This is a genomic window from Cellulomonas fimi (genome assembly GCF_028583725.1).
Lineage (GTDB): Bacteria > Actinomycetota > Actinomycetes > Actinomycetales > Cellulomonadaceae > Cellulomonas > Cellulomonas fimi_B.
Window position 1 is genome coordinate 3,409,935 of record NZ_CP110680.1, and the last position, 25,512, is coordinate 3,435,446.

Genomic DNA, 25,512 nt, shown 5'->3' on the forward strand with positions numbered 1-25,512 from the left:
CCGTCCGGTCCCGCTGCCGGCGCATCGGCCGCCCGCCGACGTGGCGCCCCCCGTCGACCCGACCGTCAGTCAGCGTCGACGGGGCTGTCGACGTCCTCGGGCTTCTCCGGCGGCGGGTCCGCGGTCCACGCGGCGGCCAGCAGCACGATGCGGGCGAGCAGGTTGATCCAGATCAGCAGCGTGACGATGACCGCGAACGACGCCAGCACCGGGTTGCGCGTCGCGCTGCCCGCGACGACGGACGTCCCGAGCAGCCGGACGGCGCCGATACCCACGGCGGCGATGACGGCGCCCTGGAGCAGGTCCCGGAAGTCGGGCCGCTGCCCGGCGAGGAACCACACGATCAGCATGAACATCGCGGCGTCGACGACGAACGACACGAGCGCCGCCGCCACGGTGCCCGACGTGTCGGGCCAGCCGACGAGCGTCGTGAGCCAGTCGGACGCCGCCGTCGCCGCCGTCGTGAGGACCGCCGACACGAGCACCGCGAGCGCGATCCCGACGAACCCGCCGAGCTCGCGCAGCTTCGAGAAGACCGCGTTGTCGCCCGTCACGCGTCCGAACATCGCGCGTACGCCGGTGCGCAGCGCGGCGGTCGCCGAGATCGCGCTCAGCACCAGGACGACGAGCGCGACGACACCCGCGACCGTGAGCGCCGGGTTGAGCACCAGCGTGTCCGGGTCGATGAGCCCGGCGTTGTCCCCCGTGTCGATCAGCCCGGGGAGCGAGTCGTCGATCGCCGTCAGCACCTGCTGCCGGAGTGCGTCGTTGTCGCCCAGCACCGCCATGAAGATCGTGTAGCCGATGGTCAGCCCGGCGAACACCGAGAACAGCGCGGCGTACGCGATCCCCCCGGTCAGCAGCCCGCCGCCGGCGGCGCCGAAGCGCGCGTTCGCACGCGCGGGACGCGTCTGCTGCCACCACGCGAGCAGCACCTTGGCACGTTCGACGAGCGACGGGCGCTTGCGGGGCAGCGACTCGTCCTCGGTCCGCTGCGCGCGCGCCTGGGCGGCCCCCGAGCCGGCCGCCGGGCGGGTCACGTCCGTCGGCTCGCCCGTCATGCCTCGACCCTAGGTCGGGCGCACCGCCCCGGCATCCGCGTCGGCCGGGTCGTCCGAGGTCAGCAGCCCCACGGGTGCCGCACCGAGGTCGAGCGAGAAGTCGCGGACGGGTCGCCACACGCCGTCGTCGCCGTGCAGGTAGCTGTGGAACTCGGTGACGACGAACGCCGCCTCGAAGTCCGCGAGCCCCGCGGCCGCCGCGTCGAGCCGGTCGTCGGGCACCTCGTGCGCGACCGTGACGTGCGGGTGGTAGTCGAACCGCAGGTCCTGGTCCAGCACGCCCGTGCGGACGCTGCGCTCGAGCGCGGCGCAGCCCTCGGCACCGTCGACGAGCTCGACGAACACCACCGGCGACACCGGCCGGAAGGTCGCGGTGCCGCGCAGCCGCACCACGAACGGCGTGTGCCGTGCGGCGGCCTTCGTGAGGTGCTCCTCGACCTCGACCACCTGCTCCGGCTCGACGACCGTCGGGCCGAGCAGCGTGATGTGCGGCGGGATGAACTCGGCGAGCGGGTCGCCGTAGCGGGACCGCGCGGCACGCAGCTCGCTCCCCCACGGCTCGGGGACCGTGACGGCGACCCCGATGCGGAGCTGGTCGCCGGTGCGTTCCGGCAGCCTCATGCCCCGATCCCCACCCCGGCGTCGACCTCGTCCCGCACGACGCGTCGCGAGCCCCGGCGCCGGAGCAGGCCGAACCGGTCGTAGAGACGCTCGAGGGTCGGCGCCGCGATCTCCTGCGCCCGGTCGGCACCGTCGGCGAGCACCGCGTCGAGCGACGCCGGGTCCGCGAGGTAGCCGTGCACGCGCTCCTGGAACGGCGAGAGGAACGCCAGCACGACCTCGGCGAGGTCCTTCTTCAGGTCCCCGTAGCCCCTGCCGTCGTACTCGGCGACGATCGCGTCCACCGGGCGGCCGGTCAGCGCCGAGTAGATCGTCAGCAGGTTGGAGATGCCCGGCTTGGCGACCGGGTCGAAGCGGATCTCACGCTCGGTGTCGGTCACGGCCGACTTGATGCGCTTGGCGATCACGCGCGGGTCGTCGAGCAGCTCGATCAGGCCGTTCGGGCTCTCCGCCGACTTGCTCATCTTCGACGTCGGGTCCTGCAGGTCGTAGATCTTCGCCGTCGCCTTGACGATGTGCGGCTCCGGCACGACGACCGTGTCCTTGCCGAACCGGTGGTTGAGCCGCTGCGCGAGGTCGCGGGACAGCTCGAGGTGCTGACGCTGGTCCTCGCCGACGGGCACGAGGTTCGTGTCGTACAGCAGGATGTCGGCCGCCATGAGCACGGGGTAGGTGAACAGCCCGACGGTCGTGCCCTCGGACCCCTGCTTGCTCGACTTGTCCTTGAACTGCGTCATCCGGCCCGCCTCGCCGAACCCCGTCTGGCACGACAGCAACCAGGCGAGCTCCGCGTGCTCGGGCACGTGCGACTGCACGAAGAGGATCGACCGCGCCGGGTCGACGCCCGCGGCGAGGAACTGCGCGGCCGTGCGGCGCGTCCGGTCCCGCAGCACCGCGGGGTCCGGGTTGACGGTCAGCGCGTGCAGGTCGACGACGCAGTAGATCGCGTCGTGGTCGTCCTGCAGCGCGACCCACTGCGTGAGGGCGCCCAGGTAGTTGCCGAGCTGGAGCGAGTCGGACGTCGGCTGCATCCCCGAGAAGATGCGCGAGCGGTGCGTGGCCATGCGGACCATCAGTCCATTCTGTCGAGGCGCCGGGTCCGCCCGGGGGCGGCACGGCGGGGCTGTGCGGGAGGTGCGTCTGCGCGGGCGGCGGGACCGGTGAGGCGAGGGCCTCGCCGGCCGCGCGGCCGACCGTGCGGCGACGCGCTACGTCAGGTGGCTTCGTCGTCGAACGGTGCGCTGCGCCATCGCTCGCCCGGGTCGCCCGCGACGCCCACGCCGGCCTTCGCGGTGGCCGCGGTCGCGGCTCCGGCCGTCGCGGCCGCCGCCGTGCGCGCGGTCGCCGACGGGCGTGCGGGTGCGGGTCCGGACGACGGCGACAGGTCGTCGAGCAGCGCCTCGCGCACGATCCGGCGCGGGTCGTACTTGCGCGGGTCGAGCGCCGCCCAGTCGACGTCGCGCGCCTCCTCGCCGAGCTCCTCGTCGACGCGCGCCTTGGCGTCGGCGGCGAACTGGCGCGCCCGCCGGACCCAGTGGCCCAGCTGCTCCGCGTACCTCGGCAGGCGCTCGGGGCCGATCACGAAGGCCGCGACGAGGAAGAGCACGAGCAGCTCCCCGCCGTTGATTCCGAACACCGGGTCAGGGTACCCCGCGCAGCCGTGCGGAAGGCCCCCGTCGAGGGCGCGACCGCGGGCGTCTCAGCGGGCGTCGGCCTCGTCGAGGCGCACCCGGACGTCACGCTCGTCCGACCCCGTCCGGACGCGCAGGACGACGGTCTCGCCCGGTGTCCGCGCGCGGATCGCGACGATCAGCTCGTCGGGGTCCGTCACCGGACGGCCGTCGATCGCGAGGATCACGTCGCCGCGCCGGATGCCCGACCGGTCCGCGGGGCCGTCCGGGGACACCGCGGGGGTCCCGTCCCGGTCCTCCGTCGAGACCTGCACGCCCTCGCCGACGTACCGCTGGTCCAGGAGCACGCCGATGATCGGGTACGTCGCCCGGCCCGTCTCGATCAGCTGCTCGGCGGTGCGCCGCACCTGCTCGGACGGGATCGCGAAACCGAGACCGATGCTGCCGCCCGTCGTGGCAGACGTGCCCGGCGGCTGCGCGATCGCCGAGTTGACGCCGATCACCTCGCCGCGCGCGTTCACGAGCGGGCCGCCGGAGTTGCCGGGGTTGATCGCCGCGTCGGTCTGGATCGCGTTGATGAACGCCGTGTCGTCCTCGTCGCCCGCCGACACCGGCCGGTTGAGCGCGCTGACGATGCCCGTCGTGACCGTCCCCGCGAGCCCCAGCGGCGCACCGACCGCGACGACCGGGTCGCCGACGACGACCGCGTCGGAGTCGCCCAGCAGCAGCGGTGTCAGCCCGGTCACGCCGACCTTGAGGACCGCGAGGTCGTACTCGGACGTCCGGCCGACGACCGTCGCGTCCTCCTCGCTGCCGTCGGCGAACGTCACGGTCAGCGACGTCGCGGCGTCGGCCGCCTCCGCGACCACGTGGTTGTTGGTGACGAGGTAGCCGTCCGCGCGCAGCACGAAGCCGGAGCCCGTCGCCGTGCCCTGCGGGCCGTCCACCTCGATCGACACGACGCTCGGCAGCACCGAGGCCGCGATGCCGGCGACCGACTCGGGAGCGCGCGCCACGTCGGCCGCGCCCGGCACGGTCGTCGGCAGGCCCGCGTCGGCGAGGTGGTCGTCCTCGCCCAGCCGCGCCCCCAGCACGCCGCCGAGGACGCCCGCGACGAGCGCCAGGACGACGAGCGGCACGACCCACGCGACCGACAGCGTCCGGCGACGACGGCGCGGTGCCGCGACCACGAGCGCGGGCCCGTCAGGTCCGTCCGGCCGCTCGCTCGCGTCGGGGGCACCGGACGTGTACGGGCCGGGCGGGAAGGGCCCGTGGCCGTGCGCGCCGGACGGGTGCCCGACGCCCGGCCGGGGGTCGACGCCGTACGCGGACGGCGCGTGACGGGGGTCGCCGCCGTACGCCACCGGGGCGTGCCGGGGGTCGGCGCGGTGCGCGGCCGGCGCGAGGCGCGCGTCGGCGTGGGCGGACCGGGGGTCCGCGACGGACGACAGCGGGGCCGGCGTACCGGCCGACGACGGAAGCGGCGGCGCGGCGACCGGCCCGGGGTCGGGCGGCAGGACACGACGGCCCGACGGGGACGCGAACGGGTTCTCGAACGTGTCGGGGGCGGGCCGGGAGGCCGGCGCCTGCTGCTCCGTCGTGGCGTCGGCGGGTTGCGGCGTCGCACCCGGGGCGGCGGCCGCCCCGGTCGGTCGGCTCGCCTCGTCGGGGGTCGTCATGGGGTCTGCAGGGCTCCCGTCACCGTCTGCCAGCCGCGCGTGATGCGCGCAGGCACCCCGTCGTCGTAGGCGCCTCCGGGAAAGGCTGCCACGAGCGGGGCCAGCACGTCGTGCCCGTCGGCCCCGACGACCTGCACGACGGTCGCGTCCGCCTGCCAGGCGAGGTGCGACGGCTCGGAGGCGAGCACGTACACGGCGCGCCCGCCGAGGTCGTGCACGCGTGCGCCCGCGATCGCGTCGGTGTCCAGGCGGCCCTGCTGCTCCGTGACGACGAGCGAGCCGGCGGGGCCCGTGACGTCGACCTCGAGCACTGCGCCGCCCTGGGCCCAGCGCAGCGCGGTGATCGACCAGCCCTCGGGCAGGTCCGTCGGGAACGACCACGCGTGCGCGCGCAGCCACGAGGTCGTCGCCGGGTCGACCTGGCCGGCCCGGACCGCGTCGTCGAGCACGGGGCGCCCGTCGACCTGTCCCGGCCCGGTGACCGGCTGCGCGAGCAGGGCGAGGTCCGCACCCGGGTGGCTGACCGGCACGATCTCGGGGCGCTCGCCGAGCACGAAGAGCATCGCGGCGACGGCGCCGAGCCCCGCCACGGAGCCGACGGCGAGACGCGTCGGATGACGCCGCGACGTGAGGTCGGGGCGCAGCCCGGACGACGGGCGCCCGGTCCACGAGCGCGGGACCAGGCCGGCGGACGCGAGCGCGAACCGGTCCGGCGGCGCGGCGAACGGGTCGCGCGGCGGCTGCGGGCGGCGGAGCTCCGACCCGTCGGGGTCGGGGGCGAGGGACAGCAGGCGGGCGGTCAGGTCCGGGGCCGGGGCGACGTCGTCGGCTGCCGACGCGAGGGCGCGACGGGCTGCGCGCGCCGCGGCGAGCTCGGTGGCGCACTGCGCGCACAGGGCGACGTGCGCGAGCGCGCGCTCCGTCGCGGCGACCGAGAGCTGGCCGTCGACGAGCGCGCTGATCCGGGACCCGAGGTGGCTCACGCCACGCTCCCCCCGCCCGTGCCGACGGTGTGCAGCGTCGCGTCGGTGCCCGCGGACACCGCGTGCGCACCCTGCACCTCGGGGGCGCGGTGGCCGAGCGAGTCGCGCAGCCGCGCGCGGGCGCGGTGGATGCGCGAGCGGACGGTGCCGAGCTTGATGCCCAGCGTGACGGCGATCTCCTCGTACGACAGGCCCTCGATGTCGCACAGGACGACCGCGGCGCGGTACTCGGGCGGCAGCTCGTCGAGCGCGCGCTGCACGTCGTGGTCGAGGTTGCCGTGCTCGTACGCGCGCTCGGGGCTCGCGAGGTGGTCGACCGACGCGTACCGGTCGGAGTCGTCGCCCATCGCGTCCATGCGGACCCGCTGCTTGCGACGCGCCTGGTCGAGGAACAGGTTGGTCGTGATGCGGTGCAGCCATCCCTCGAACGTGCCCGGCGTGTACGTGTTCAGCGAGCGGAACACGCGCACGAAGGTCTCCTGCGTGAGGTCCTCGGCGTCGTGCCGGTTGCCCGTGAGGCGGTACGCGAGGCGGTAGACGCGCGCCGAGTGGTCCCGGACGATCTGCTCCCACGTCGGCGGCTGCCAGGCGGCCGGTGGCGTGGTCATCGGGTCGGGCTCCTTCGGGTCGTCGGACGGGTCACCAGTCTCCCAGGTCGCGCGACGGTCTTCGAATCGTGACGTGCGTCCTGGTGGAACGCGTCGAGCCCCGGGAAAGTTCCGCGGGCGCTCCGCCCGCCTCCCTCGGGCGCCGCGCGGGCACCGATAGGCTGGCCGCATCCCACGCCCCACTGCACCGCCCCGGGAGGCTGCCATCTCCACCGACAAGGCCCAGAGCTGGGTCTACTGCGAGGAGTTCCTCCCCGAGGACGACGTGCTCCTGCGCGCCCGCGAGCGTGCGGCGCAGCTGGGCTGCACGCCCGTGCTGCCGGGGTCGGGGGCCGCGCTGTCGGTGCTCGCGGCGGCCGCCCAGGCCCGCGCCGTCGTGGAGGTCGGCACGGGTGCCGGCGTCGGGTCGCTGTACCTGCTGCGCGGGATGCCCGCCGACGGCGTGCTCACGACGATCGACCTCGAGGTCGAGCACCAGCGCGCCGCCAAGGAGGCCTTCGCCGAGGAGGGCGTGCGGGCGACCCGCACGCGCACGATCTCGGGTCGCGCGCTCGACGTGCTGCCACGCCTCACCGACGGCGGCTACGACCTGGTCTTCGTCGACGCCGACAAGGAGTCCTACCCGGGCTACGTCGAGCAGGCCGTCCGTCTGCTCCGCCCGGGCGGGGTGCTGGCCGTCGACAACGCGCTGTGGCACGACCGCGTGGCCGACCCGGCCCGGCGCGACGAGACGACGACGACGATCCGTGAGGTCGGACGCGTGGTGCGCGCCGACGACCGGCTGCTCCCCGCGCTGCTGCCCACGGGCGACGGGCTGCTGGTGGCCGTCCGCCGCTGACGGCGCGAGCGACCCGGGCCGCGTGCGGGAGTCGGCTCCCGCACGCGACGGCGCGCGAGGCGACACGTCGACGCCCTCGGCGGGATGCGTCAGCGCAGCTCGGTCAGGAACTCCAGCAGCAGGCGCGCGCCGTACCCGGTCGCCCCCTCGGTGACCTCGTGCTTGTCCGCGGTCGCGCGCGCGGGCCCCGCGATGTCGAGGTGCGCCCAGCGCCGGTCCCCGACGAAGTGCCGCAGGAACAGCGCGGCGGTGATCGACCCGCCGCCGATCCGGCGGTCCGACGGCACGTGGCGCAGGTCGGCGACGTCGGACGCGACCGCCTCCTCGTACTCCGCGACGAGCGGCATGGGCCAGGCGAGCTCGCCCGACGACTCGCTCGCCGCGGTCAGGGCGGCGACGAGGGCGTCGTCCGTGCCGTACAGCGCGGCGTGCTGCTTGCCGAGACCCAGCGTCGCGGCACCCGTGAGGGTCGCGACGTCGACGAGCACGTCGGGGTCGAGCGTCGCGTCCGCCCAGGCCAGCGCGTCGGCGAGGACGAGCCGCCCCTCGGCGTCGGTGTTCGCGATCTCGACGGTCGTGCCGCCGAACAGCGTGAGGACGTCGCCCGGGCGGTAGGACGCGGCGCCGACGTGGTTCTCCGCGAGGGGCAGGACCGCGGTGACGCGGTGCGCGACGCCGGCCTCGGCCGCACCGAGCACGGTGGCCAGCGCGACGGCGGCGCCCGTCATGTCGGTCTTCATCGGGACCATCGCCTCGCGGGGCTTGATCGAGAGGCCGCCCGTGTCGAACGTGATGCCCTTGCCGACGACGACCACGTGCTGCGCGTCGGGACCCGCCGTGGCGGGTCGGTAGGCGACGGTGACGAGGCGCGGCGGCGACGCCGAGCCCCCGCCGACCGCGAGGATCCCGCCGAAACCGTCGGCGGCCAGCTCGCGCGGGGTGCGCACGGTGACCTCGAGCCCGGCGTCACGACCGAGCCGGCGCGCCTGGTCGGCGAGCCACGCGGGGTTCTTGGTGCTCGACGGGGTCGCCGCCAGGTCGCGGACGAGCCACGTCGCGCGTGCGGCGGTCCGCCCGGCGTCGACGGCCGCGGCCACGCGCGTGCCGTCCCGCCCGAGCAGGACGAGCGGTGCGGGCTCGGGATCGGGCGTGCCGGTCGCGAGCGTCGGCGTGCGGTACGCGGCGAGCAGGTAGCCCTCCGTGAGGGCACGTGCGGCGGCGGCCTCGTCGGACGACGACTGCCCGGCGTACGCGCCGACCGTCGTGACGACGCGGCGCAGGCCGCGGGTGGCGCGGGCCAGCGCGGCCCCGGCGCGACGCAGGTCGCGCGGCGACCCGTCGCCGACGCCGACGACGACCAGGCGCGGGGGCAGGCCGTCCCACGGCAGCGTGACCGCCGACCCGACGGGCCGCGGCAGCTGCAGGACGTACGCCTCGCCGGCGGCGCCCGTGAGGCGCACCCGTTCGGCGATCTCCGCGAGGTCGACCCCGTACCGGGCGGCGGCGTCGGCGGTGCCCTCGCGGGGCTCGACACCGTCGTCCCCGGGTCCCGGCGGGGCGACCGGGACGGCGACGGCGTCGACGGTGCCGTCGGTCAGCAGCGCGCTCGTCGCGAGCGCACCGCCGACCGACGTCACCTCGGGCGGCGTCCGGCCGATGGATGCGGTGAAACCGGTCGTCGGCCTCGCCATGTCGTGCAGCCCGTCGTCAGGAGACGACGGACGTGAGGGCCTCGCCCAGCTCGGCGGCCTCGGTCGCGTTGAGCTCGACCACCAGCCGTCCACCGCCCTCGAGCGGGACGCGCATCACGATGCCACGTCCCTCCTTGGTCACCTCGAGCGGTCCGTCACCGGTCCTCGGCTTCATCGCGGCCATACGGGGGGCCTCTCCTTCGCCTCGTGCGTCCCGGCCGGGCGCTCGTGCGCGGAGCGCGCGACGAGAGGCCCGCTGGCCGGTGGTCCGCCGACCATCTTAGTTCACCCGAGGGTCCCTACCTCGACCGATACGACCCGGGCCGCCCGATCGGCTCGGCGTCGGACGCCGGTCCGGGTGCACCGGTCACGGCGGCCAGCCCTGCGGCGGGGTCAGCCGCCACATGTTCCACACCCAGACGAGCTGGAGCGCGAGCATGAGGATCAGCACGCCCGTGAACCACAGGCGCCTCGCGGCGGCCGGCCGCGTCACCACCCCGGCCGTCACGGCGGCGAGCGGGAACGCGAGGACGAGGAACCGCGCGAGGCTGCTCCCCGGCTCGATGACGGCCGCGATGTACAGCAGGTACGCCGCGGGCCAGGCGTGCAGCTCGTTGCCGAGCCGCCACGCCGCGGGCACGACGAGGACGGCGATCACCAGGGCGAAGCCCGCGACGAGCACCCACGGCGCCCACTCACCGAACCAGAACCGGGACACGTACCCCCAGGCGCCGAACGGCTGGACCTCGCGCAGCCCGCGCCACGCCTCCTGCGTCTGCAGGTAACCGTCGGGGACGCCGGTGACCCAGCCGCAGATGAGCGGCCACGCGACGCCGGAGACGCCCGCCGCCACGGCGAGCGCCCCGAGACCGCCGAGGTCGCGCGCACCGAGGTGGTCCTCCCCGCGGCGGCTGCGCCACCACCGCACGGCGGCGTGCACGACGATGACGGCGGCCATCGGCAGCGCGACGGCGCGCGTGAAGCCGAGCGCGAGCACCACGACGGACATCGCGAGGTACCGCCGCTCGACGAGCAGCAGGAGCGCGGACGCGATCAGCAGCAGCGCGAGCGACTCCGTGTACGCGACCTGCAGGACGACGGCCGTCGGGAACGCGGTGACGAGCGCGACCGTCGCGAGCGGCAGCCCGGGTCGCGCGGCGACCGCGCGCGGGGCCCCCCGCTCGACGAGGCGGTGGATCACGACCGCCGCGCCCGCGCCGAGCACGAGCGCGGTGAGCGGGGCGACGACGTACCAGGGTCCCGTGGTCAGCACCATGAGCCCGCGCACGAGCATCGGGAACAGCGGGAAGAACGCCCAGACGTTCTGCTGGACCAGCCCGTCCTCGCCGACCGGCAGCGTGTCCGGGTAGCCCTGCTCGGCAGCCTGCCGGTACCAGCTCGCGTCCCACATGAGGCCGGTGAACTGCAGGTACGACGGGCGCGCGGGCGTCCAGTAGTTCTCGACCTGCCCCTGGGCGGTCACCATGAGGGCGATCGCGCTGAACGCCCGGCCCGCCAGGTAGACCGCGAGCGCCTGGACCCACCACGGCCACGTGCGCGGGTCGAGGACGGTGCGGGACGCCGCGCCCGGGGCCCGGTCGTCACCCGTCGCGTCCGTCACCCGGTCGTCACCCGTCGCGTCGGTCACCCGGTCGTCCGCCGGCCGGCCGGTCCGCGTCGGGTCGTCCGTCTGTGGCTCGGTCCGTGCCTGGTCGTCCGTCGACTCCTCGGCCGTGCGCTCCCCGGTCACGCGAGCCCCCGCACGGCGCGTGCCGGGGCCAGGTCACCGCGGACGACCGCGACCATGTCGAGCGTGCGCCGGGTCGCCGCGACGTCGTGCGCCCGGAAGACGCGCGCCCCGAGCCACGCCGCGACGGACGTCGCCGCGAGCGTGCCCTCCAGCCGGTCGTCGACGGGCAGGTCCAGGCTCTCGCCGACGAAGTCCTTGCGGGACAGCGCCATGAGCACCGGGAAGCCGAGCGCGACGAGCGCCGCGGTCCGCCGCAGCAGGTGGACCGAGTGCCAGGTGTTCTTGCCGAAGTCGTGCGTGGGGTCGACGAGCACCGACGCCGGGTCGACGCCGAGCGCCACGGCCCGGCGCGCCCCGGCCGTCACCGTCGTCACGACGTCGTCGAGCACGCCGTCGAGCCCGTCGCCGGGGTACGAGACGCGGAACGGGTCGGTCCGCGGCCGGGCGCCGCCGGTGTGGGAGCAGACGACGCCGAGGCCGCGCTCGGCGGCGACCTCGACGAGGTGCGGGTCGTGGCCCGCCCACGTGTCGTTCACCAGGTCGACCCCCTCGTCGGCGGCGGCGCGCGCGACGTCCGCGCGCCAGGTGTCGATGCTCACCAGCAGGTCGGGGTGCCGGGCGCGCACGCGCGCGACGAGCGGCACGACCCGCGCGATCTCCTCGGCCGCGTCCACGTGCGGCCCGCGGCCGGCCCGGACGCCGCCGAGGTCGACGATGTCGGCGCCCTCCTCCTGCGCGCGCGCGACCGCGGCGTCGGCCGACGCGTCGTCGTGGCGCGCGGCCGCGTAGAACGAGTCCGGGGTGCGGTTGACGACGGCCATGACGACGGGTCGGTCCGCGCCGACGACACGCCCGCGCAGCCGCAGGGGCGCACCGGCCGGCGGCACCCCGCCGACCGCGGCCCCGGGGCCCGCGAGGTCGCCCGTCGGGGCGCTCGCGACCGGTCCCGTCCCGCCCGTCACCCCGCGGCCTCGGGTGACGACTCGGCCGCCGCGGTCGCCTGCGCGGCGGCCTCCTCCTGGGCGCGCAGCTCCGCGCCCCGCTCCCGGACGATGTCGACGGCCTCCTCGGCGTCGTCGACGACCTTGATCAGCTCGAGGTCCACGGCGGAGATCATGCCGCGGTCGAGCACCGGGCCGCTCACCCAGTCCAGCAGGCCCCGCCAGTACGCGCTGCCGACCAGGACGATCGGGAAGCTCGTCACCTTGTGGGTCTGGACGAGGGTCAGCGCCTCGAACAGCTCGTCGAACGTGCCGAAGCCCCCGGGAAGCACGACGAAGCCCTCGGAGTACTTGACGAACATCGTCTTGCGGGCGAAGAAGTAGCGGAAGTTCACGCCGAGGTCGACGTACGGGTTCATGCCCTGCTCGAACGGCAGCTCGATGCCCAGGCCGACCGACAGGCCGCCGGCCTCGGACGCGCCCCGGTTCGCGGCCTCCATGATCCCCGGCCCACCGCCGGTGATGACCGCGTATCCCGCGGCGGAGAGCAGCCGCCCGACCTCCACGCCGAGCGCGTACTCGGCGCTGTCGGCGGGCGTCCGGGCGGACCCGAACACGCTCACCGCGGGCCCGACCTCGGCCAGCGCCCCGAAGCCCTCGACGAACTCGCTCTGGATCCGCATGACGCGCCACGGGTCGTCGTGCAGCCAGGACGCGCCGTCGCCGCGGCTGAGGAGCCGCTGGTCGGACGTGCTGGAGGGGATCTGGCGGCCGCGCAGGAGCACGGGCCCCTTGCGGTATCCCTGGCCGGGTGCGGGCTGACCGTCGTCGCTCATGGGGTGACTCTAGGCGCGGCTCCCGGGGGTCGCGGCCCGGATCGTCAGGCGGTGAGCCAGGCGCGCAGCGCGGCGTGCGAGACCTCGATCTGGTCGACCGGGCACCGCTCGTCGGCCTTGTGCGCGAGCAGCGGGTCGCCGGGCCCGAAGTTCACCGCCGGCACGCCCAGCGCCGAGAACCGCGCGACGTCCGTCCAGCCGAGCTTCGCGGCGGGCGCGCCCCCGGTCACGGCGAGCACGACGTCGGCGAACGCGGCCGCCGCCGGGTGGTCGAGGCCGGGACGCGCACCGGGCGCGGCGTCCGTGACGACCACGTCGTAGCCCTCGAAGAGGTCGCGCACGTGCTGCGACGCCTCCTCGACGCTGCGCGACGGCGCGAACCGGTAGTTCACCGTGACGACGCACGCGTCGGGGATGACGTTCGTCGCGGTGCCGCCGGAGATCAGCACCGCGTTGAGACCTTCGCGGTAGACGAGGCCGTCGACCTCGACCGACGCCGGTTCGTACCCCTCGAGGCGCCGCAGCACCTCGCCGGCCGCATGGATCGCGTTGCGCCCCGTCCACGCGCGCGCCGAGTGGGCCGCGACGCCGGTCAGCCGGACCTCCGCGCGCAGCGTGCCGTTGCAGCCGCCCTCCAGGCCGCCCGCGGTCGGCTCGCACAGCACCGCGAAGTCGCACGCGAGCCACTCCGGGTGGGTCCGGACGAGCCGGCCGAGGCCGTTGAGGTCCGCGTCGACCTCCTCGTGGTCGTAGAACACCCACGTGACGTCGTGCGTCGGCGCGTCGAGCTCGGCCGCGAGCGCGAGCTGCACCGCGACGCCCGCCTTCATGTCGACCGTCCCGCGGCCCCACACGACCCGGTCGGCACCCTCGCCCTCGACGCGCGTGGGCACGTTGTCGACGATCGGCACGGTGTCGATGTGGCCCGCGACGACGACGCGCGTCGACCGCCCGAGGTGCGTGCGCGCGACGATCGCGTCCCCGTCGCGCAGGACCTCGAGGTGCGGGTACGCGCGCAGCGACTGCTCGACCGCGTCGGCGAGCGCCGTCTCGTCGCCGCTCACGGACGGGACGTCGCACACCGCACGCGTCAAGGTCAGCAGGTCGGCGCGCAGGTCGAGGGCGGGAGGCGTCGTGGCGGTCACACGGCGACCCTAGCCGCCGGGTGCGGCGCGCTCCGGTCCGTCCCGGCCCGTCGCGCGGGCTACCGGACGGTAAGCGCGTGCACGTTGTCTAGGGTTGTCCGCATGACAGCACGCACGGCCTGGGGCTTCGGCCTGGCCACGGTCGCCGGCGACGGCACGACGCTCGACACCTGGTACCCCGCGCCCGCGCTCGGCGCGCCGCCCGCCGACGCCACGGCCCCCGCGGAGCTCGCGGCGGGCGAGCGCGTCGACGACGCCCGGGGCGTCCGCGTCCAGGTCGTCCGGACCGTCGTCGACCTCGACGCCCCGCCCGTCGACACCGCCGACGCCTACCTGCGCCTGCACCTGCTGTCGCACCGGCTCGTCGCGCCGCACGGGCAGAACCTCGACGGCATCTTCGGCGTCCTGCCGAACGTCGTGTGGACGGACCGCGGCCCGTGCGCCGTCGACGGCTTCGAGACGACGCGGGCACGGCTGCGCGCCGCGACCGGCGTGCCCGTCACGGTGCTCGGCGTCGACAAGTTCCCGCGCATGGTCGACTACGTCGTCCCGTCCGGGGTGCGCATCGCCGACGCCGACCGCGTGCGCCTCGGCGCGCACCTCGCGAGCGGCACGACCGTCATGCACGAGGGGTTCGTCAACTACAACGCCGGGACGCTCGGCACGTCGATGGTCGAGGGCCGCATCTCCGCGGGCGTCGTCGTGGGCGACGGCTCCGACGTGGGCGGCGGCGCGTCGATCATGGGCACGCTGTCCGGGGGCGGCCGGGTCGTCGTGTCGCTGGGCCGGCGCAGCCTGCTCGGTGCCAACTCCGGTCTCGGCATCCCGCTCGGCGACGACTGCGTCGTCGAGGCCGGGCTGTACGTGACCGCGGGCACCAAGGTCACGCTGCTGGGCTGGGGCGCCGACGGCACCCCCGACCCGGGCGCCGAGCCGCGCGTCGTCAAGGCCCGCGAGCTCGCGGGCGCGCACGGCGTGCTCTTCCGTCGGAACTCGCTCACCGGCGGCGTCGAGGCCGTCGCACGCGCGGGCGCGGGCGTCGAGCTCAACGCCGCCCTGCACGCGAACTGACGCCGTGGCCCGCCGACGCCCCCGGCGGCACCGCGGACGGCGTGCCGGCTGCCTGGCCGTCGCGCTCGTCGTCGCCCTCGGCGGCGGCGTCGCCGCGGTGGTCACGGTGCTGCGCCTGCAGGACGAGGCGCCGCCCGTCGTGCAGCGCTGCGCCGCGACCGTCGACGGCACCACGTGGTTCCTGTCGCCCGAGCAGGCGGACAACGCCGCGCTCATCGCCGCGACCGCGGTCCGCCGCGGCCTGCCCGCGCGCGCCGTGACGATCGGCCTGGCCACCGCGCTGCAGGAGTCGAAGCTCGTCAACGTGGACTACGGCGACCGCGACTCGCTCGGCCTGTTCCAGCAGCGGCCCTCGCAGGGCTGGGGCACGCCCGAGCAGGTGCAGGACCCCGTCTACGCGACCGGGATCTTCTACGACCACCTCGTCCAGGTCGCCGGCTACGAGGAGCTGCCCGTCACCGAGGCGGCCCAGGCCGTGCAACGGTCGGGCTACCCCGACGCGTACGCGCAGCACGAGGTCCGTGCCCGCGCGTACGCGTCCGCGCTCACCGGCTGGTCGCCCGCCGCGCTCTCGTGCACGCTGCGCGACCCTGAGCCCGGCACCGGCGCCGTCGAGGCGGTGACCGCGCGCCTGCACCGCGACCTCGGGGAGCTTCCCGTGACCGCGGAGCCGCGCGAGGGCGGCGGCACGACCGTCGTCGTCGACGTCGGGCCGCTCGCCGCGTCGGACCCGGCGAACGCCGACCGCTTCACCTGGGCCGTCGCGCAGTGGGCCGTCGCCGTCGCCGCACCGCTCGGCCTCACGCACGTCGAGGCCGGCGGGCAGGCGTGGGACCGCGCCGAGGCGTCGTGGACGGCCGCGACGGCCGCCGACTCCCCCACCGCCGGGCAGGTCCGGCTCACGCTCGCTCCGTGACGACGAGAACGGCTCGGCACGTCGTGCGTGCCGGGCCGTTCCCGTCGGGTGGGGTGTCGCGTCAGCGGTCCCCGACAGGCGTGTAGTCGCGCTCGGTGGCGCCCGTGTAGACCTGGCGCGGGCGGCCGATCTTCGTCTGCGGGTCGTTGATCATCTCGCGCCACTGCGCGATCCAGCCGGGCATGCGACCCAGCGCGAACAGCGGCGTGAACATCGAGTCGGAGAAGCCCATCGCCTTGTAGATGAGGCCCGTGTAGAAGTCGACGTTCGGGTAGAGCTTGCGCGACACGAAGTAGTCGTCGTTGAGCGCGATCTCCTCCAGGCCACGCGCCAGGTCGAGCAGCTCGTCGTTCTTGCCGAGCGCCGAGAGCACCGCGTCGGCGCTCTCCTTCACGATCGCCGCGCGCGGGTCGTAGTTCTTGTAGACGCGGTGCCCGAAGCCCATGAGGCGGACGCCCGGCTCCTTGTCCTTCACGCGCTTCATGAACGCGGTCGCGTCGCCGCCGTTCGCCTTGATCTCGTCGAGCATCTTGAGCACGGCCTCGTTCGCGCCGCCGTGCAGCGGACCCGACAGGGCGTTGATGCCCGCCGCGACCGACGCGTACAGGTTCGCGTTCGACGAGCCGACGATGCGCACGGTCGACGTCGAGCAGTTCTGCTCGTGGTCCGCGTGCAGGATGAGCAGCTTGTCGAGCGCCTGGACGACGACCGGGTCCGGGTCGTACTGCTGGTACGGGACCGCGAACGTCATGCGCAGGAAGTCCTCGACGTAGCCGCGCGAGTAGTCCGGGTAGAGCAGCGGCTCGCCCTTCGACGTGCGGTGCACGTAGGACGTGATCGTGCGCGTCTTCGCGAGGATGAGCACCGTCGCGAGCTCGACGGCCTCCGGGTCGTGCGGGTCGAGCGACTCCGGGTAGAACGTCGACAGCGCGTTGAGCGCCGACGACATGACCGCCATCGGGTGCGCGTTGCGCGGGAACGTCCCCATGAACGTGCGGAAGTCCTCGTGCACCAGCGTGTGCCGGTTGACGCGCTCCTCGAACGCCTCGAGCTCCGGCTGCGTCGGCAGGTCGCCGTGGATCAGCAGATACGCGACCTCGAGGAACGACGACTGCTCCGCGAGCTGCTCGATCGGGTACCCGCGGTAGCGCAGGATCCCGGCGTCGCCGTCGATGTACGTGATCTTCGACTCGCACGACGCGGTGTTCATGAAGCCCGGGTCGACCGTGACCATCCCGGTGTCGCGCAGCAGCGACGAGACGACGATGCCGTCGTTCCCCTCGGACGCGGTCACGACCGGCAGGTCACGGGACTGGCCGTCGACGATCAGCTGGACCGGCGCGGTGACGACGTCCGACATGGTGGTTCCTTCCTGCGACGCCCTGGCCCAGGGGATGCGCTGGGCGTCCGGCGGTCGGTTCGTGCGGCCTGCTCGGCCAGCTGCTCCGGCCCTCGTTGGCCAGGCTTGACGGTACCTGCGGCTAGCCTGCCGTGACCAATCCGTGACGGGACCAGGGTCCCGGTGTGACGGTCCTCACAACCGCGCTCACGACGGCCGTCACGCGCCCGTGAGCCGGGCGGCCGCCTCCGCGACCTTCTCGTCCGACGCGGTCAGCGCCACCCGGACGTGACCGGCCGCCGCCGCGCCGTAGAACGCGCCCGGCGCCACCAGGATCCCCTGCTCGGCGAGGTCACCCACGGTCGACCAGCAGTCCTGGCCGCCGCCGTCGGGACGCACCCACAGGTACAGCCCGGCGTACGAGCGGTCGACCACGTAGCCGGCCTCCTCGAACGCGCCGCGCAGCAGCCGGCGCCGACGCCGGTACCGCTCGCGCTGCTCCGCGACGTGCGCGTCGTCCCCGAGCGCCGCGGCCGTCGCAGCCTGCACCGGGCCCGGCACGATCATGCCGGCGTGCTTGCGGGTCTCCAGCAGTCGCCCGACCAGGGCCGGGTCGCCCGCGACGAACGCCGCCCGGTAGCCCGCGAGGTTCGACTGCTTGGACAACGAGTACACCGCGAGCAGGCCCGTGAGGTCGCCGCCCGTGACGCGCGGGTCGAGCACGCTCGGGACGCCCGACGACGCCCACGGCTCCTCCCACGCAAGCTCCGCGTAGCACTCGTCCGACGCCACCACGACCGGCCGGCCGTCCCGCTCGGCCGCGGCACGCGCCGCGTCCACGACGCGCCGCAGGTCCTCGACACCCAGCACCGAGCCGTCAGGGTTGCCGGGCGAGTTCAGCCACACGAGCCGCACGCCCGCGCGGGTCGCGGCGTCCGCCAGCACCGCCGCCGGGTCGTCCGTCGGGACCGGCGTCGCACCCGCGAGCCGCGCGCCCACGTCGTACGTCGGGTACGCCGTCGCCGGGTGCAGCACCACGTCGCCCTCGGCCAGGCCCAGCAGCGACGGCAGCAGCGCGACGAGCTCCTTCGAGCCGACCGTCGGCAGCACCGCCGCCGGGTCCAGGCCGGGCACGCCACGACGCCGGGCGAACCAGCGGACGACCGCCTCACGCAGGTCGGGCGTGCCGTGCGTCAGCGGGTAGCCCGGCGAGTCCGCCGCCGCGGTCAGCGCGTCACGCACCACCGCGGGCGTCGGGTCCACGGGGGTCCCCACGGACAGGTCGACGATGCCGCCCGGGTGCGCGCGCGCCCGCTCCGCGAACGGGGTGAGCGTGTCCCAGGGGAAGTCCGGCAGCGCGCCGGTGAGCAGGCCCACCGGGAGGCGTCAGTCGCCGTGCACGCGCAGCGGCAGCGTCGCGATGATCGGGTGGTCCTTGTCGATCTCACCCATCTTCGCGGCACCGCCCGGCGAGCCCAGGTCGTCGAAGAACTCGACGTTCGCCTTGTAGTACTCGCTCCACTGCTCCGGGACGTCGTCCTCGTAGTAGATGGCCTCGACCGGGCACACCGGCTCGCACGCCCCGCAGTCCACACACTCGTCCGGGTGGATGTACAGCGACCGCTTGCCCTCGTAGATGCAGTCCACGGGACATTCCTCGATGCACGCCTTGTCCTTGACGTCCACACAAGGCTCAGCGATCACATACGTCACGGTGCGTCCTCCAACGCGCAGGGGGTCTGCCTAGTATCCCCCACATGCGAGCACGCGTGAGGTGCTGTCCACGACGGGCACCGTCCTCGACCGGCCGGGGCGTCGCGTGAGCGTCGACTGGCGGACGCTGCACCCCGGCGAGCGCGTCGTCGTGCGGCGCCGGCGCGACGACGACCCCGCTCCCGGCGAGCCGCGGCTCACCGACGTCCTCGGCGACGTGCTGCGCTGCGACGACGACGGGCTGACCGTCCGGACCCGCGGCGGCGACGTCGACGTGCCGGGTGCGGACGTCGTCCTCGCGAAGCGCGTCCCGCCCCCGCCGCCGCGCCGCCCACGCTGAGCGGTCCGCGCCCGCCGACCCACGGCCGCCCGGCCGCGTCACCCGGCGCGTGACGCGTCCACCCTCGGGCGCCTGGCACGCACGAACCCGCCGGGCCCAGGGCTCGGCGGGTTCGTGGCGGTCACGTCAGGGCGTCGCCGGTGGCGTCGCCGACGGCGGGGCGCCGCACACGACCTTGTTCTGCGGCTTGTACCGCCACGAGTTCGTGTCCGTGTCCTTGAGCTCGCCGTTCAGGTACAGCTTGCGCGTCACCGTCACCGAGAAGCCCGGGTTGCCCGCCGACTGCGGCTCGCACGTCGGGGACTGCGAGTACACCGTCGTCGGCGAGACGACACCCGACCGCGGGCTCGTCGTCGACTCGACCGTCCAGTACTTGGTGCCCCAGATCCGGACGTACACGCGCCCGCCCTCGACCCACGACTGCACCAGCGCGCCGTACGGCGTGTTGTTCTTCCAGCGCATGTCCAGCGTGCCCGTGAAGATCGTCGCCTCACGGCCCTCCGGGTAGCGCGCGAACCACTCGCTGTGCGGCTTGTGCTCCACGTCCTCGAAGCCCGCGAAGTGCGCCGCGTTGTACGTCGTCGTCGAGATCTGCGACAGGCCGCCGCCCCACGCGTCGACGTGCTCGCCGCTCACGATCGCCCCGGCCTGCACGAAGCCGTGCGCCGCGTCCACCGGCCCGAGCGCCTCCGTGAGGCTGAACGTCTCGTCCGGGCGGATCAGGGTGCCGTTGATCTTCGACGCGCCGTTCGCGATGTTCGCCGTCCGGCGCGGCTCCGACGTCAGCGGCGTGGAGAACTCCGACACGATCTCCTTGACGCCCAGCGCCTCGAGCTCGGCCGTCGACTCCGCCGGGTCCGCCTGCACCAGCTCGACCGTCGCCGACCGGTCGCTCGTCACCGCCGCGTCGGCCACCGCCGTCGCGAGCGACGCGGGGTCGAGCGTCGTGCCCGGCGTGCCCGGCACGATCACCGGACTGCCCGACGACAGGTCGAAGTGCGCGTCCTCCGACGCCGTGAGCAGGTCCGGCAGGCCCTCCAGGACCGCGGCGCTCAGCGCCTCGCCGTTCATCTGCAGCACCAGGTCGCCGTCCACCGGCACGAACGACGCGTTCGCCGTCACGACCGCCGGCGCGAGGGTCGTCGACCGCTCGCCGACCGTCACCGACACGGGACCCGACGCCACCCGCTGCGCGACCTGCAGCGCCGCGTCGGTCTCCTCCTGCGTGATCGCCGGCTCGACCGTCGTCGTCGGCAGCGTCAGCGGCCGGGCCGCGTCGAGCCAGCCCTCGTGCAGGACCTGCGCCGCACCGTCGACGTCCAGCTCCCAGCCGTCCGCCGCCTGCGTCGCGTTCGCCGTGCCGTCCGCGAAGACGATCGTCCCGTCGACCGGCGCGAGCACGAGCGACGAACCCAGGTTCTCCAGCGCGGCCGAGAGCGCCGCGTCGTCGACCTGCGTCACCGGCTGCGCCGCGCCGACCCCGACGATCTGGTCCCACAGGCGCAGCGGGTTCGCCAGGTCCACACCCGTGAGCCGGTCCGCCGTCGCCTGCGCGTCGAACACCAGCCCGGCCGTCGCCGGGTCGACCGTCGCCTGCACGTCCTGCGCCTCGACCGGCACCGGCTCCCCGGCCGTGTCCGCGAGCGACTCCTCCAGCCGGTCGACCGCCTCCTGCGACGACATCCCGCCGACGTCCACGCCCGCGACCGTCGCACCGCGCGGCACCCGGTCGGCGAGCGCGAACGACGCACCGACGTACAGGCCGCCCAGCACGACCAGCACACCCACGATCACCAGCACCGGACGGAGCCAGCGGCGGCGGCCGTCGTCCGGCTCGAACACGTCGAGCGGCGACGCCTCCCGGTCGTCCTCGCGGGACGGGACCGGGCCGGAGGCGATGCGCGGTGCCAGCGGGTCCGGCCCACGCGAGCCGACCGGCGCGAACGCACCGCCCGACGCCGTCGCCGCCGTCGCGCCCGCAGCCGACGCCGCCGGGCCTGCCGGAGGGTGGGGCGCCGGGGTCGTCGGAGGGACGGCGACCGTCGGGGGGACCGCGGTCGCGGGGGTCGACGGCGACGCCGGAGCGGCACTCGCGGGCCGGGCGACACCCGCCGGCGGAGCACCGGCCGCCGACTGACCGGCCGGCGGCGCCGCGTTCGCGGCTGTGCGAGCCGGAGGCGCGACGGGAGCCGCCGGAGCAGCGGCTGCCGGGGACGCGGGGGCGGACGGAGCGGTGGGGGCGGACGGAGCGGTGCCCGCCGGAGCCGACGGTGCGGCGGCGGCCGGAGGTCCGGCGGGAGCCGTCGGCGCGCTCGCGGCCGGAGATCCAGCGGGAGCCGTCGGCGCGCTCGCGGCCGGAGATCCAGCGGGAGCCGTCGGCGCGGTGCGAGCCGTCGGCGCCTCGGCAGCCGTCGACGCCGCGCCGGCAGCCGCAGCGGCCGCCGAGGCAGCGGCCGTCGACGCAGCGCTCGACGAGGCAGCGTTCGACGAGGCAGCGTTCGGCGAGGCTGCGTTCGGCGAGGCTGCGGTGGGAGCTGCCGCCGCAGACGCGCTCGCCGGGGCGACGGTGCTCGGCGCCGACGACATCGGTGCGGGCGACGTCGGTGCGGGCGACGTCGGTGCGGGCGACGTCGGTGCGGGCGCCGGTGCGGCAGTCTGCGACGCAGGCCGTGCCTCGGGGGCGGACGGCGCCGTGGCCGGACCACCCGCCTGCGCGGGCGGCGTGGCCGGAGTGGTCGGCGGGGCCGGGCTCGCCGCCCGGGCGGCGGGGTCACCGTCGCTCGTCGGGGCGGTCCCGGGCGTCCCCGCGACGGCCGCGGCGGCGGCGCTCGGCGCGGGCGTGCTCGACGCGGCGTCGGCGGACTCCTGGGCGGACGCCGCGGGGGTGGCCCCGGCGGACGCCGGGGTGGGGGTCCCTGACGCGCTGCCGGCGGACGTCGGGGTGGACGTCTCGGCCGGGTCACCCGAGGTCGGCGAACCGGCCCGGGCAGCCGGAGCGGCGTCGGGGGCGGGGGTACCGGCGGCCTCGTCGTCCGGCGTCGCGGACGTGCCGCTGCCCGACGCGACCGGCTCGTCGGTCAGGTCGTCGACGGTGCCGGAGTCGTCGCTGACGACGCGCGGGACCGCACGGGTCGACGCGTCGGCTCCGTCGGCAGCGGTCGCGGCCTGTGCGCCCGACGCGGTGCCCCACACGGGCCACACGGTCGCCGACTCGTCGCGCGCGTCGGCGGTGGCGACGAGGTCGTCGCCCGATGCCTCCGGTCCCGCGTCGCCCACGGCACGATCGGCCGACGCACTGTCGGCGACCGGCGCGGCGTCGACCGGGACCGCGGCCGGCTCGGGCCCAGCGGCAGGAGCGTCGGTGGGCTCGGCGTCGGAGACGTCGGCGGATGCGGCGGCGGTGACCACGGCAGGCTCGACATCGGCGTCCGCGGATCCCTCGGCGTCAGCGGCGGGAACGTCACCGTCGACGACCTTCGCCGGCTCGGCGTCCGCCCCGTCGGCGGAGGGCACGGCGGCGACGGACGCCTCGACGGGATCGGCAGCGGCGGCCTCAGCGGTCGGCTCGACGGTGTCGGACGGCGCGGGGGCGACGGCCTGCTCGACGTCGGCCGGGTCGGCGGTCTCGGCCGGCTCGTCAGCCGCGGCAGTCCCCCCGTCGGCGACGGGCGTCTGGACCGGCGCGTCGGCAACGGGCGTCTGGACCGTCGCGTCGGCGGCGGGCTCCGCGGCGTCGGCGGTCGTCCCGGCGGCGGACGCCTCGGTCGCGTCGGGAGCTTCGGACGTCTCGACGTCAGCGACGACGTCGTCGGACGGCGCGGCGTCGGCGGGGGCAGTCGGCTCGTCGGCGCCGGCGGCGACCCCGACGGCGCCGGCTTCGGCGTCCTCGACGGGCTCGGCCTCGGCGGTCGGCGCGTCCGCGTCGCCTCGGCGCTCGTCGACGTCCTCACGGTCCGCCGCACGGGCGGGTTCGACGCGCTCGGCGGCCGACAGGGCGTCCGCGGTACCGGCAGCGGCGTCACCGTCGGCGTCGGCGGCGTCACCGTCGGCGTCGTTACCACCCGCGTCGACCGCGTCGGCGGCGGCGGCGTCGGCCTCGGTCGGGGCCTCGGCGGCCGCGGGTGACGTGGTGGCCTCTGCCTGCTCCTCGACGGTGCGACGCGTGGCGTCGTCGGTCGTGGGCACGTCGGCGGCGGAGGCCTCCGGCCGCACGGAGTTGTCGCGGTCGGTCCGCTCGGTCATCCTGCTCCCCTGCTGGTGCGCCCGGGTCGGCGCGTGGGCGGCGCGATGTCGCGCGCCCGCGCGATTCTACGGTGCGAGCCTGAGGCGACCAGGCAGACGAGCCGCGCGTCCCCGGTTCTCACCCGGCGTGCACAGGCTCTGCGCACGTCCGCCACGCCTGGCGGCTCAGCGGACGGGTCGGACGCGTCCGCGCAGGTGGACGAGGCCGCCGGTGGTGGGGTCGCCCTGCTCGACGGCGAGCACGCTGCCGACGACGACGTCGTGGTCGCCCGCACGGTGCACGTCGGTGGTGCGGCAGTCGAACCACGCCGCGGCCCCGTCGAGCCACGCGGCGCCGGAGACGGGCGCCGCCCGGTGCGGCACGCGGGCGAGCTGGTCGAAGGCCGGTCGGCCCGCGGACGCGAGCCAGTCCGCGGTGGCTGCCTGGTCGTCGGCGAGGACCGACACCGCCCACGTGTCGACCTCGTCGAGGGCGTCGCGCAGCCGGGCGTCGACGTGCACGCAGAACAGCACGAGCGGCGGGTCGAGCGACACCGAGACGACCGAGCCGACGGTCGCGGCGTGGTCGGTCCCGCGCCAGCGCAGCGTCACGACGGCGACCCCGGCGGGCAGCCGTCCGACGGCGCCGCGGAAGTCGTCCGGCGCGACGGGCTCGGGCTGCGTCATCGGGGCGCGACCGGACCGGTGCCGGCGTCCGGCGAGCCCTCGACGTCTCCCGCCACGTCGTCCGGGCCCGACCCCTTCGAGTCGTCGGCGCGCGTCGCGGCACGGAGCCGGTCGTCGGTGGCGTCCGGCGCGACGCGGGGCGGGCGCTCGCCGCGCGGCTCGTCCCGGAACATCGCGCGGGGTGCGACGGCGACGAGCAGCAGCACCCCGACGGCGCCGACGACCCAGGCCCACCCGATGCCCTGCTGGGCGGGGACCAGGACGTCGCCGCCGGGTCCGGAGCGGGACAGGGTCGTGACGCTGAGGAACATCCCACCCGCGAGCCCGGCGAGGGCGACGCCGCCGCCCCAGGACCGCGCGAGGAACCCGGCGCACACCACGAGCAGCAGGCACAGGACGAGGCCCCACGGCTGCACGCTGCGGTGCATGGTGGTCCCGACCGCCCCGACCACGAGGCCGAGGACGAAGGTGGACGCGGCCTTCGTGAGGACGCCGGTGCTCAGTGGCTGCACGGCGGTCAGGCTACCGGCCGGACGCCGGGCACCCCGGCGAGCACGTCGACGCGACCGCCGGCCAGCCGGTACCCCTCGACGGGCAGCACGGGCGCGAGCACGTCGTTGCTCAGGGCGTAGCAGCCGACGAGGCCGGGGGTCCCGTCGAGCGCGCGGACCGCGCGGACCTGAGTGGCGTGGGCGCGCATCGCGCCGAGGACGGCGTCGCGGACGGGGAGGACGTCGACCGTGACGTCGAGCGTGTCGACGGCCACGGACGGGAGCGGACCGTCGGCGTCGGGCAGCGTGAGGTCGCCCCGTTCGTCGCCCAGCGCGAGCGTCACCGAACCGCCGGCCAGGGCACGGTACGCGGCCCGCAGGTGGGCGCTGCGCTGCGCCGCCCACAGCACGGTCGGGCGCAGGTCCTGGGCCGCGACGAGCTCGACGGCGCGCATGGTCACCCGGTGCGCGTGCACGTGGTCGGGGTGCCCGTAGCCGCCGTCGGGCTCGTAGGTGACGACGACGTCGGGCTGCCGCAGGCGCAGGACGTCGGCCAGCCTCGCGGCGGCCTCGGCGACGGCCACGCCCACGAACGCGCGGTCCGGCAGGTCGGCGGCCGTCCCGGCGCGACCGGTCCCGAGCCACGCCATTCCGGAGTCCTCGAACCGCTCCCCCGCCGGACCGGTCGCGTCGAGGAAGACGTGCTCGGCGACGCCCAGTGCCGACAGCGCGGCGGCGAGCTCGGTCTCGCGGTGGGCGGCGAGCGCCGGCCCGTCGCCCTCGAGGTGCGCGAGCGCGTCGCCGATGACCTCGCCGCGCTCGCCGCGCGTGCAGGTGACGACGGTGGCGGGCCGGCCGGCACGCGCCCAGGTGGCGAGCAGCGCGCCGGTCGACAGGGTCTCGTCGTCGGGGTGCGCGTGCACCGCGACGAGCCCGCCGACCGGCGCCAC

The 25,512-nt window shown here is 75.8% G+C and carries 24 protein-coding genes; 4 read left to right on the forward strand and 20 right to left on the reverse strand.

The genetic code is table 11. The features are described 5' to 3' along the window. Positions 1-65: 65 nt before the first annotated feature. The 7 genes from OOT42_RS15335 to sigE form a co-directional block, all read right to left on the reverse strand. Positions 66-1,061, reverse strand: coding sequence for a YihY/virulence factor BrkB family protein (locus tag OOT42_RS15335; RefSeq protein WP_273652037.1), 996 nt, complete (start codon positions 1,059-1,061; stop codon positions 66-68). Between the two features lie 9 nt (positions 1,062-1,070). Next, a complete protein-coding gene (locus OOT42_RS15340) occupies positions 1,071-1,682 on the reverse strand; it encodes a 2'-5' RNA ligase family protein (protein WP_273652038.1) in 612 nt (203 codons plus the stop codon). Further along, positions 1,679-2,746 (reverse strand): tryptophan--tRNA ligase, encoded by a 1,068-nt coding sequence (gene trpS, locus OOT42_RS15345; RefSeq protein WP_273654860.1) that lies wholly within the window; start codon positions 2,744-2,746, stop codon positions 1,679-1,681. Before trpS ends, OOT42_RS15340 begins: the two co-directional genes overlap by 4 nt. A gap of 149 nt (positions 2,747-2,895) precedes the next feature. Beyond that, positions 2,896-3,318: a Sec-independent protein translocase TatB gene (locus tag OOT42_RS15350; protein ID WP_273652039.1), complete on the reverse strand. Its 423-nt coding sequence runs from the start codon at positions 3,316-3,318 to the stop codon at positions 2,896-2,898. Between the two features lie 63 nt (positions 3,319-3,381). Next, positions 3,382-4,992 carry a S1C family serine protease gene (locus tag OOT42_RS15355; protein WP_273652040.1) on the reverse strand — a complete coding sequence of 537 codons (1,611 nt, stop codon included), beginning with the start codon at positions 4,990-4,992 and terminating at the stop codon, positions 3,382-3,384. Then, positions 4,989-5,975, reverse strand: coding sequence for a zf-HC2 domain-containing protein (locus OOT42_RS15360; protein WP_273652041.1), 987 nt, complete (start codon positions 5,973-5,975; stop codon positions 4,989-4,991). The genes OOT42_RS15355 and OOT42_RS15360 overlap by 4 nt, the downstream gene beginning before the upstream one ends. Continuing rightward, positions 5,972-6,583: an RNA polymerase sigma factor SigE gene (gene sigE, locus OOT42_RS15365; protein ID WP_273652042.1), complete on the reverse strand. Its 612-nt coding sequence runs from the start codon at positions 6,581-6,583 to the stop codon at positions 5,972-5,974. The genes OOT42_RS15360 and sigE overlap by 4 nt, the downstream gene beginning before the upstream one ends. Before the next feature lie 205 nt (positions 6,584-6,788). Between sigE and OOT42_RS15370 the strand changes: the two genes are divergently transcribed. After that, positions 6,789-7,421: an O-methyltransferase gene (locus OOT42_RS15370; RefSeq protein ID WP_273654861.1), complete on the forward strand. Its 633-nt coding sequence runs from the start codon at positions 6,789-6,791 to the stop codon at positions 7,419-7,421. Between the two features lie 89 nt (positions 7,422-7,510). On the opposite strand, the gene OOT42_RS15375 is transcribed toward OOT42_RS15370, so the two are convergent. From OOT42_RS15375 to dapE, 6 genes are all read right to left on the reverse strand, one after another. After that, positions 7,511-9,112 carry a leucyl aminopeptidase family protein gene (locus tag OOT42_RS15375; RefSeq protein WP_273652043.1) on the reverse strand — a complete coding sequence of 534 codons (1,602 nt, stop codon included), beginning with the start codon at positions 9,110-9,112 and terminating at the stop codon, positions 7,511-7,513. A gap of 16 nt (positions 9,113-9,128) precedes the next feature. Next, the gene (locus OOT42_RS15380) at positions 9,129-9,296 is read right to left on the reverse strand and encodes a DUF3117 domain-containing protein (protein WP_013772033.1); all 168 of its coding nucleotides are present in this window, start codon (positions 9,294-9,296) and stop codon (positions 9,129-9,131) included. Positions 9,297-9,479: 183 nt separating this feature from the next. Then, positions 9,480-10,760, reverse strand: coding sequence for a hypothetical protein (locus OOT42_RS15385; RefSeq protein ID WP_273652044.1), 1,281 nt, complete (start codon positions 10,758-10,760; stop codon positions 9,480-9,482). A 98-nt stretch (positions 10,761-10,858) separates the two neighbouring features. Then, the gene (folP, locus tag OOT42_RS15390) at positions 10,859-11,749 is read right to left on the reverse strand and encodes a dihydropteroate synthase (protein ID WP_273654862.1); all 891 of its coding nucleotides are present in this window, start codon (positions 11,747-11,749) and stop codon (positions 10,859-10,861) included. Between the two features lie 71 nt (positions 11,750-11,820). Further along, positions 11,821-12,639: a TIGR00730 family Rossman fold protein gene (locus OOT42_RS15395; RefSeq protein ID WP_273652045.1), complete on the reverse strand. Its 819-nt coding sequence runs from the start codon at positions 12,637-12,639 to the stop codon at positions 11,821-11,823. Between the two features lie 44 nt (positions 12,640-12,683). Beyond that, positions 12,684-13,784 carry a succinyl-diaminopimelate desuccinylase gene (dapE, locus tag OOT42_RS15400; protein WP_273652046.1) on the reverse strand — a complete coding sequence of 367 codons (1,101 nt, stop codon included), beginning with the start codon at positions 13,782-13,784 and terminating at the stop codon, positions 12,684-12,686. A 102-nt stretch (positions 13,785-13,886) separates the two neighbouring features. Here dapE and dapD point away from each other — a divergent pair, with 102 nt between their 5' ends. Then, positions 13,887-14,855 carry a 2,3,4,5-tetrahydropyridine-2,6-dicarboxylate N-succinyltransferase gene (gene dapD / locus OOT42_RS15405; protein ID WP_273652047.1) on the forward strand — a complete coding sequence of 323 codons (969 nt, stop codon included), beginning with the start codon at positions 13,887-13,889 and terminating at the stop codon, positions 14,853-14,855. 4 nt (positions 14,856-14,859) lie between these two features. Continuing rightward, on the forward strand, positions 14,860-15,771 hold the full coding sequence (locus OOT42_RS15410) for a hypothetical protein (RefSeq protein ID WP_273652048.1): 912 nt from the start codon (positions 14,860-14,862) through the stop codon (positions 15,769-15,771). Between the two features lie 61 nt (positions 15,772-15,832). Here OOT42_RS15410 and OOT42_RS15415 read toward each other — a convergent pair whose 3' ends face one another. The 3 genes from OOT42_RS15415 to fdxA form a co-directional block, all read right to left on the reverse strand. Further along, positions 15,833-17,131, reverse strand: a complete 1,299-nt coding sequence (locus OOT42_RS15415) for a citrate synthase (protein ID WP_273652049.1) — start codon at positions 17,129-17,131, stop codon at positions 15,833-15,835. A 198-nt stretch (positions 17,132-17,329) separates the two neighbouring features. After that, positions 17,330-18,487 (reverse strand): succinyldiaminopimelate transaminase, encoded by a 1,158-nt coding sequence (dapC, locus tag OOT42_RS15420; protein WP_273652050.1) that lies wholly within the window; start codon positions 18,485-18,487, stop codon positions 17,330-17,332. 9 nt (positions 18,488-18,496) lie between these two features. Next, complete coding sequence (fdxA, locus tag OOT42_RS15425) at positions 18,497-18,823, reverse strand: ferredoxin (protein WP_013772042.1); 327 nt, start codon at positions 18,821-18,823, stop codon at positions 18,497-18,499. 61 nt (positions 18,824-18,884) lie between these two features. Here fdxA and OOT42_RS15430 point away from each other — a divergent pair, with 61 nt between their 5' ends. Next, positions 18,885-19,163, forward strand: coding sequence for a hypothetical protein (locus tag OOT42_RS15430; RefSeq protein ID WP_273652051.1), 279 nt, complete (start codon positions 18,885-18,887; stop codon positions 19,161-19,163). A 126-nt stretch (positions 19,164-19,289) separates the two neighbouring features. Here the strand turns inward: OOT42_RS15430 and OOT42_RS15435 are convergent, their stop codons facing one another. The 4 genes from OOT42_RS15435 to OOT42_RS15450 all read right to left on the reverse strand — a co-directional run bounded on the left by OOT42_RS15435 (position 19,290) and on the right by OOT42_RS15450 (position 25,512). Further along, a complete protein-coding gene (locus tag OOT42_RS15435) occupies positions 19,290-23,405 on the reverse strand; it encodes a VanW family protein (protein WP_273652052.1) in 4,116 nt (1,371 codons plus the stop codon). A 165-nt stretch (positions 23,406-23,570) separates the two neighbouring features. After that, positions 23,571-24,071, reverse strand: coding sequence for a flavin reductase family protein (locus tag OOT42_RS15440; protein ID WP_273652053.1), 501 nt, complete (start codon positions 24,069-24,071; stop codon positions 23,571-23,573). Then, complete coding sequence (locus OOT42_RS15445) at positions 24,068-24,583, reverse strand: hypothetical protein (RefSeq protein WP_273652054.1); 516 nt, start codon at positions 24,581-24,583, stop codon at positions 24,068-24,070. Before OOT42_RS15445 ends, OOT42_RS15440 begins: the two co-directional genes overlap by 4 nt. Positions 24,584-24,588: 5 nt before the next feature. Continuing rightward, complete coding sequence (locus tag OOT42_RS15450) at positions 24,589-25,512, reverse strand: PIG-L family deacetylase (RefSeq protein ID WP_273652055.1); 924 nt, start codon at positions 25,510-25,512, stop codon at positions 24,589-24,591.

Coding starts and splice junctions, on each gene's coding strand:
- OOT42_RS15440 (WP_273652053.1), bottom strand. CDS start 24,071: ATGACGCAGCCCGAGCCCGTCGCGCCGGACGACTTCCGCGGCGCCGTC.
- trpS (WP_273654860.1), bottom strand. CDS start 2,746: ATGGCCACGCACCGCTCGCGCATCTTCTCGGGGATGCAGCCGACGTCC.
- OOT42_RS15395 (WP_273652045.1), bottom strand. CDS start 12,639: ATGAGCGACGACGGTCAGCCCGCACCCGGCCAGGGATACCGCAAGGGG.
- sigE (WP_273652042.1), bottom strand. CDS start 6,583: ATGACCACGCCACCGGCCGCCTGGCAGCCGCCGACGTGGGAGCAGATC.
- OOT42_RS15375 (WP_273652043.1), bottom strand. CDS start 9,112: ATGGCGAGGCCGACGACCGGTTTCACCGCATCCATCGGCCGGACGCCG.
- OOT42_RS15435 (WP_273652052.1), bottom strand. CDS start 23,405: ATGACCGAGCGGACCGACCGCGACAACTCCGTGCGGCCGGAGGCCTCC.
- OOT42_RS15415 (WP_273652049.1), bottom strand. CDS start 17,131: ATGTCGGACGTCGTCACCGCGCCGGTCCAGCTGATCGTCGACGGCCAG.
- dapD (WP_273652047.1), top strand. CDS start 13,887: ATGACAGCACGCACGGCCTGGGGCTTCGGCCTGGCCACGGTCGCCGGC.
- OOT42_RS15380 (WP_013772033.1), bottom strand. CDS start 9,296: ATGGCCGCGATGAAGCCGAGGACCGGTGACGGACCGCTCGAGGTGACC.
- OOT42_RS15340 (WP_273652038.1), bottom strand. CDS start 1,682: ATGAGGCTGCCGGAACGCACCGGCGACCAGCTCCGCATCGGGGTCGCC.
- OOT42_RS15335 (WP_273652037.1), bottom strand. CDS start 1,061: ATGACGGGCGAGCCGACGGACGTGACCCGCCCGGCGGCCGGCTCGGGG.
- OOT42_RS15355 (WP_273652040.1), bottom strand. CDS start 4,992: ATGACGACCCCCGACGAGGCGAGCCGACCGACCGGGGCGGCCGCCGCC.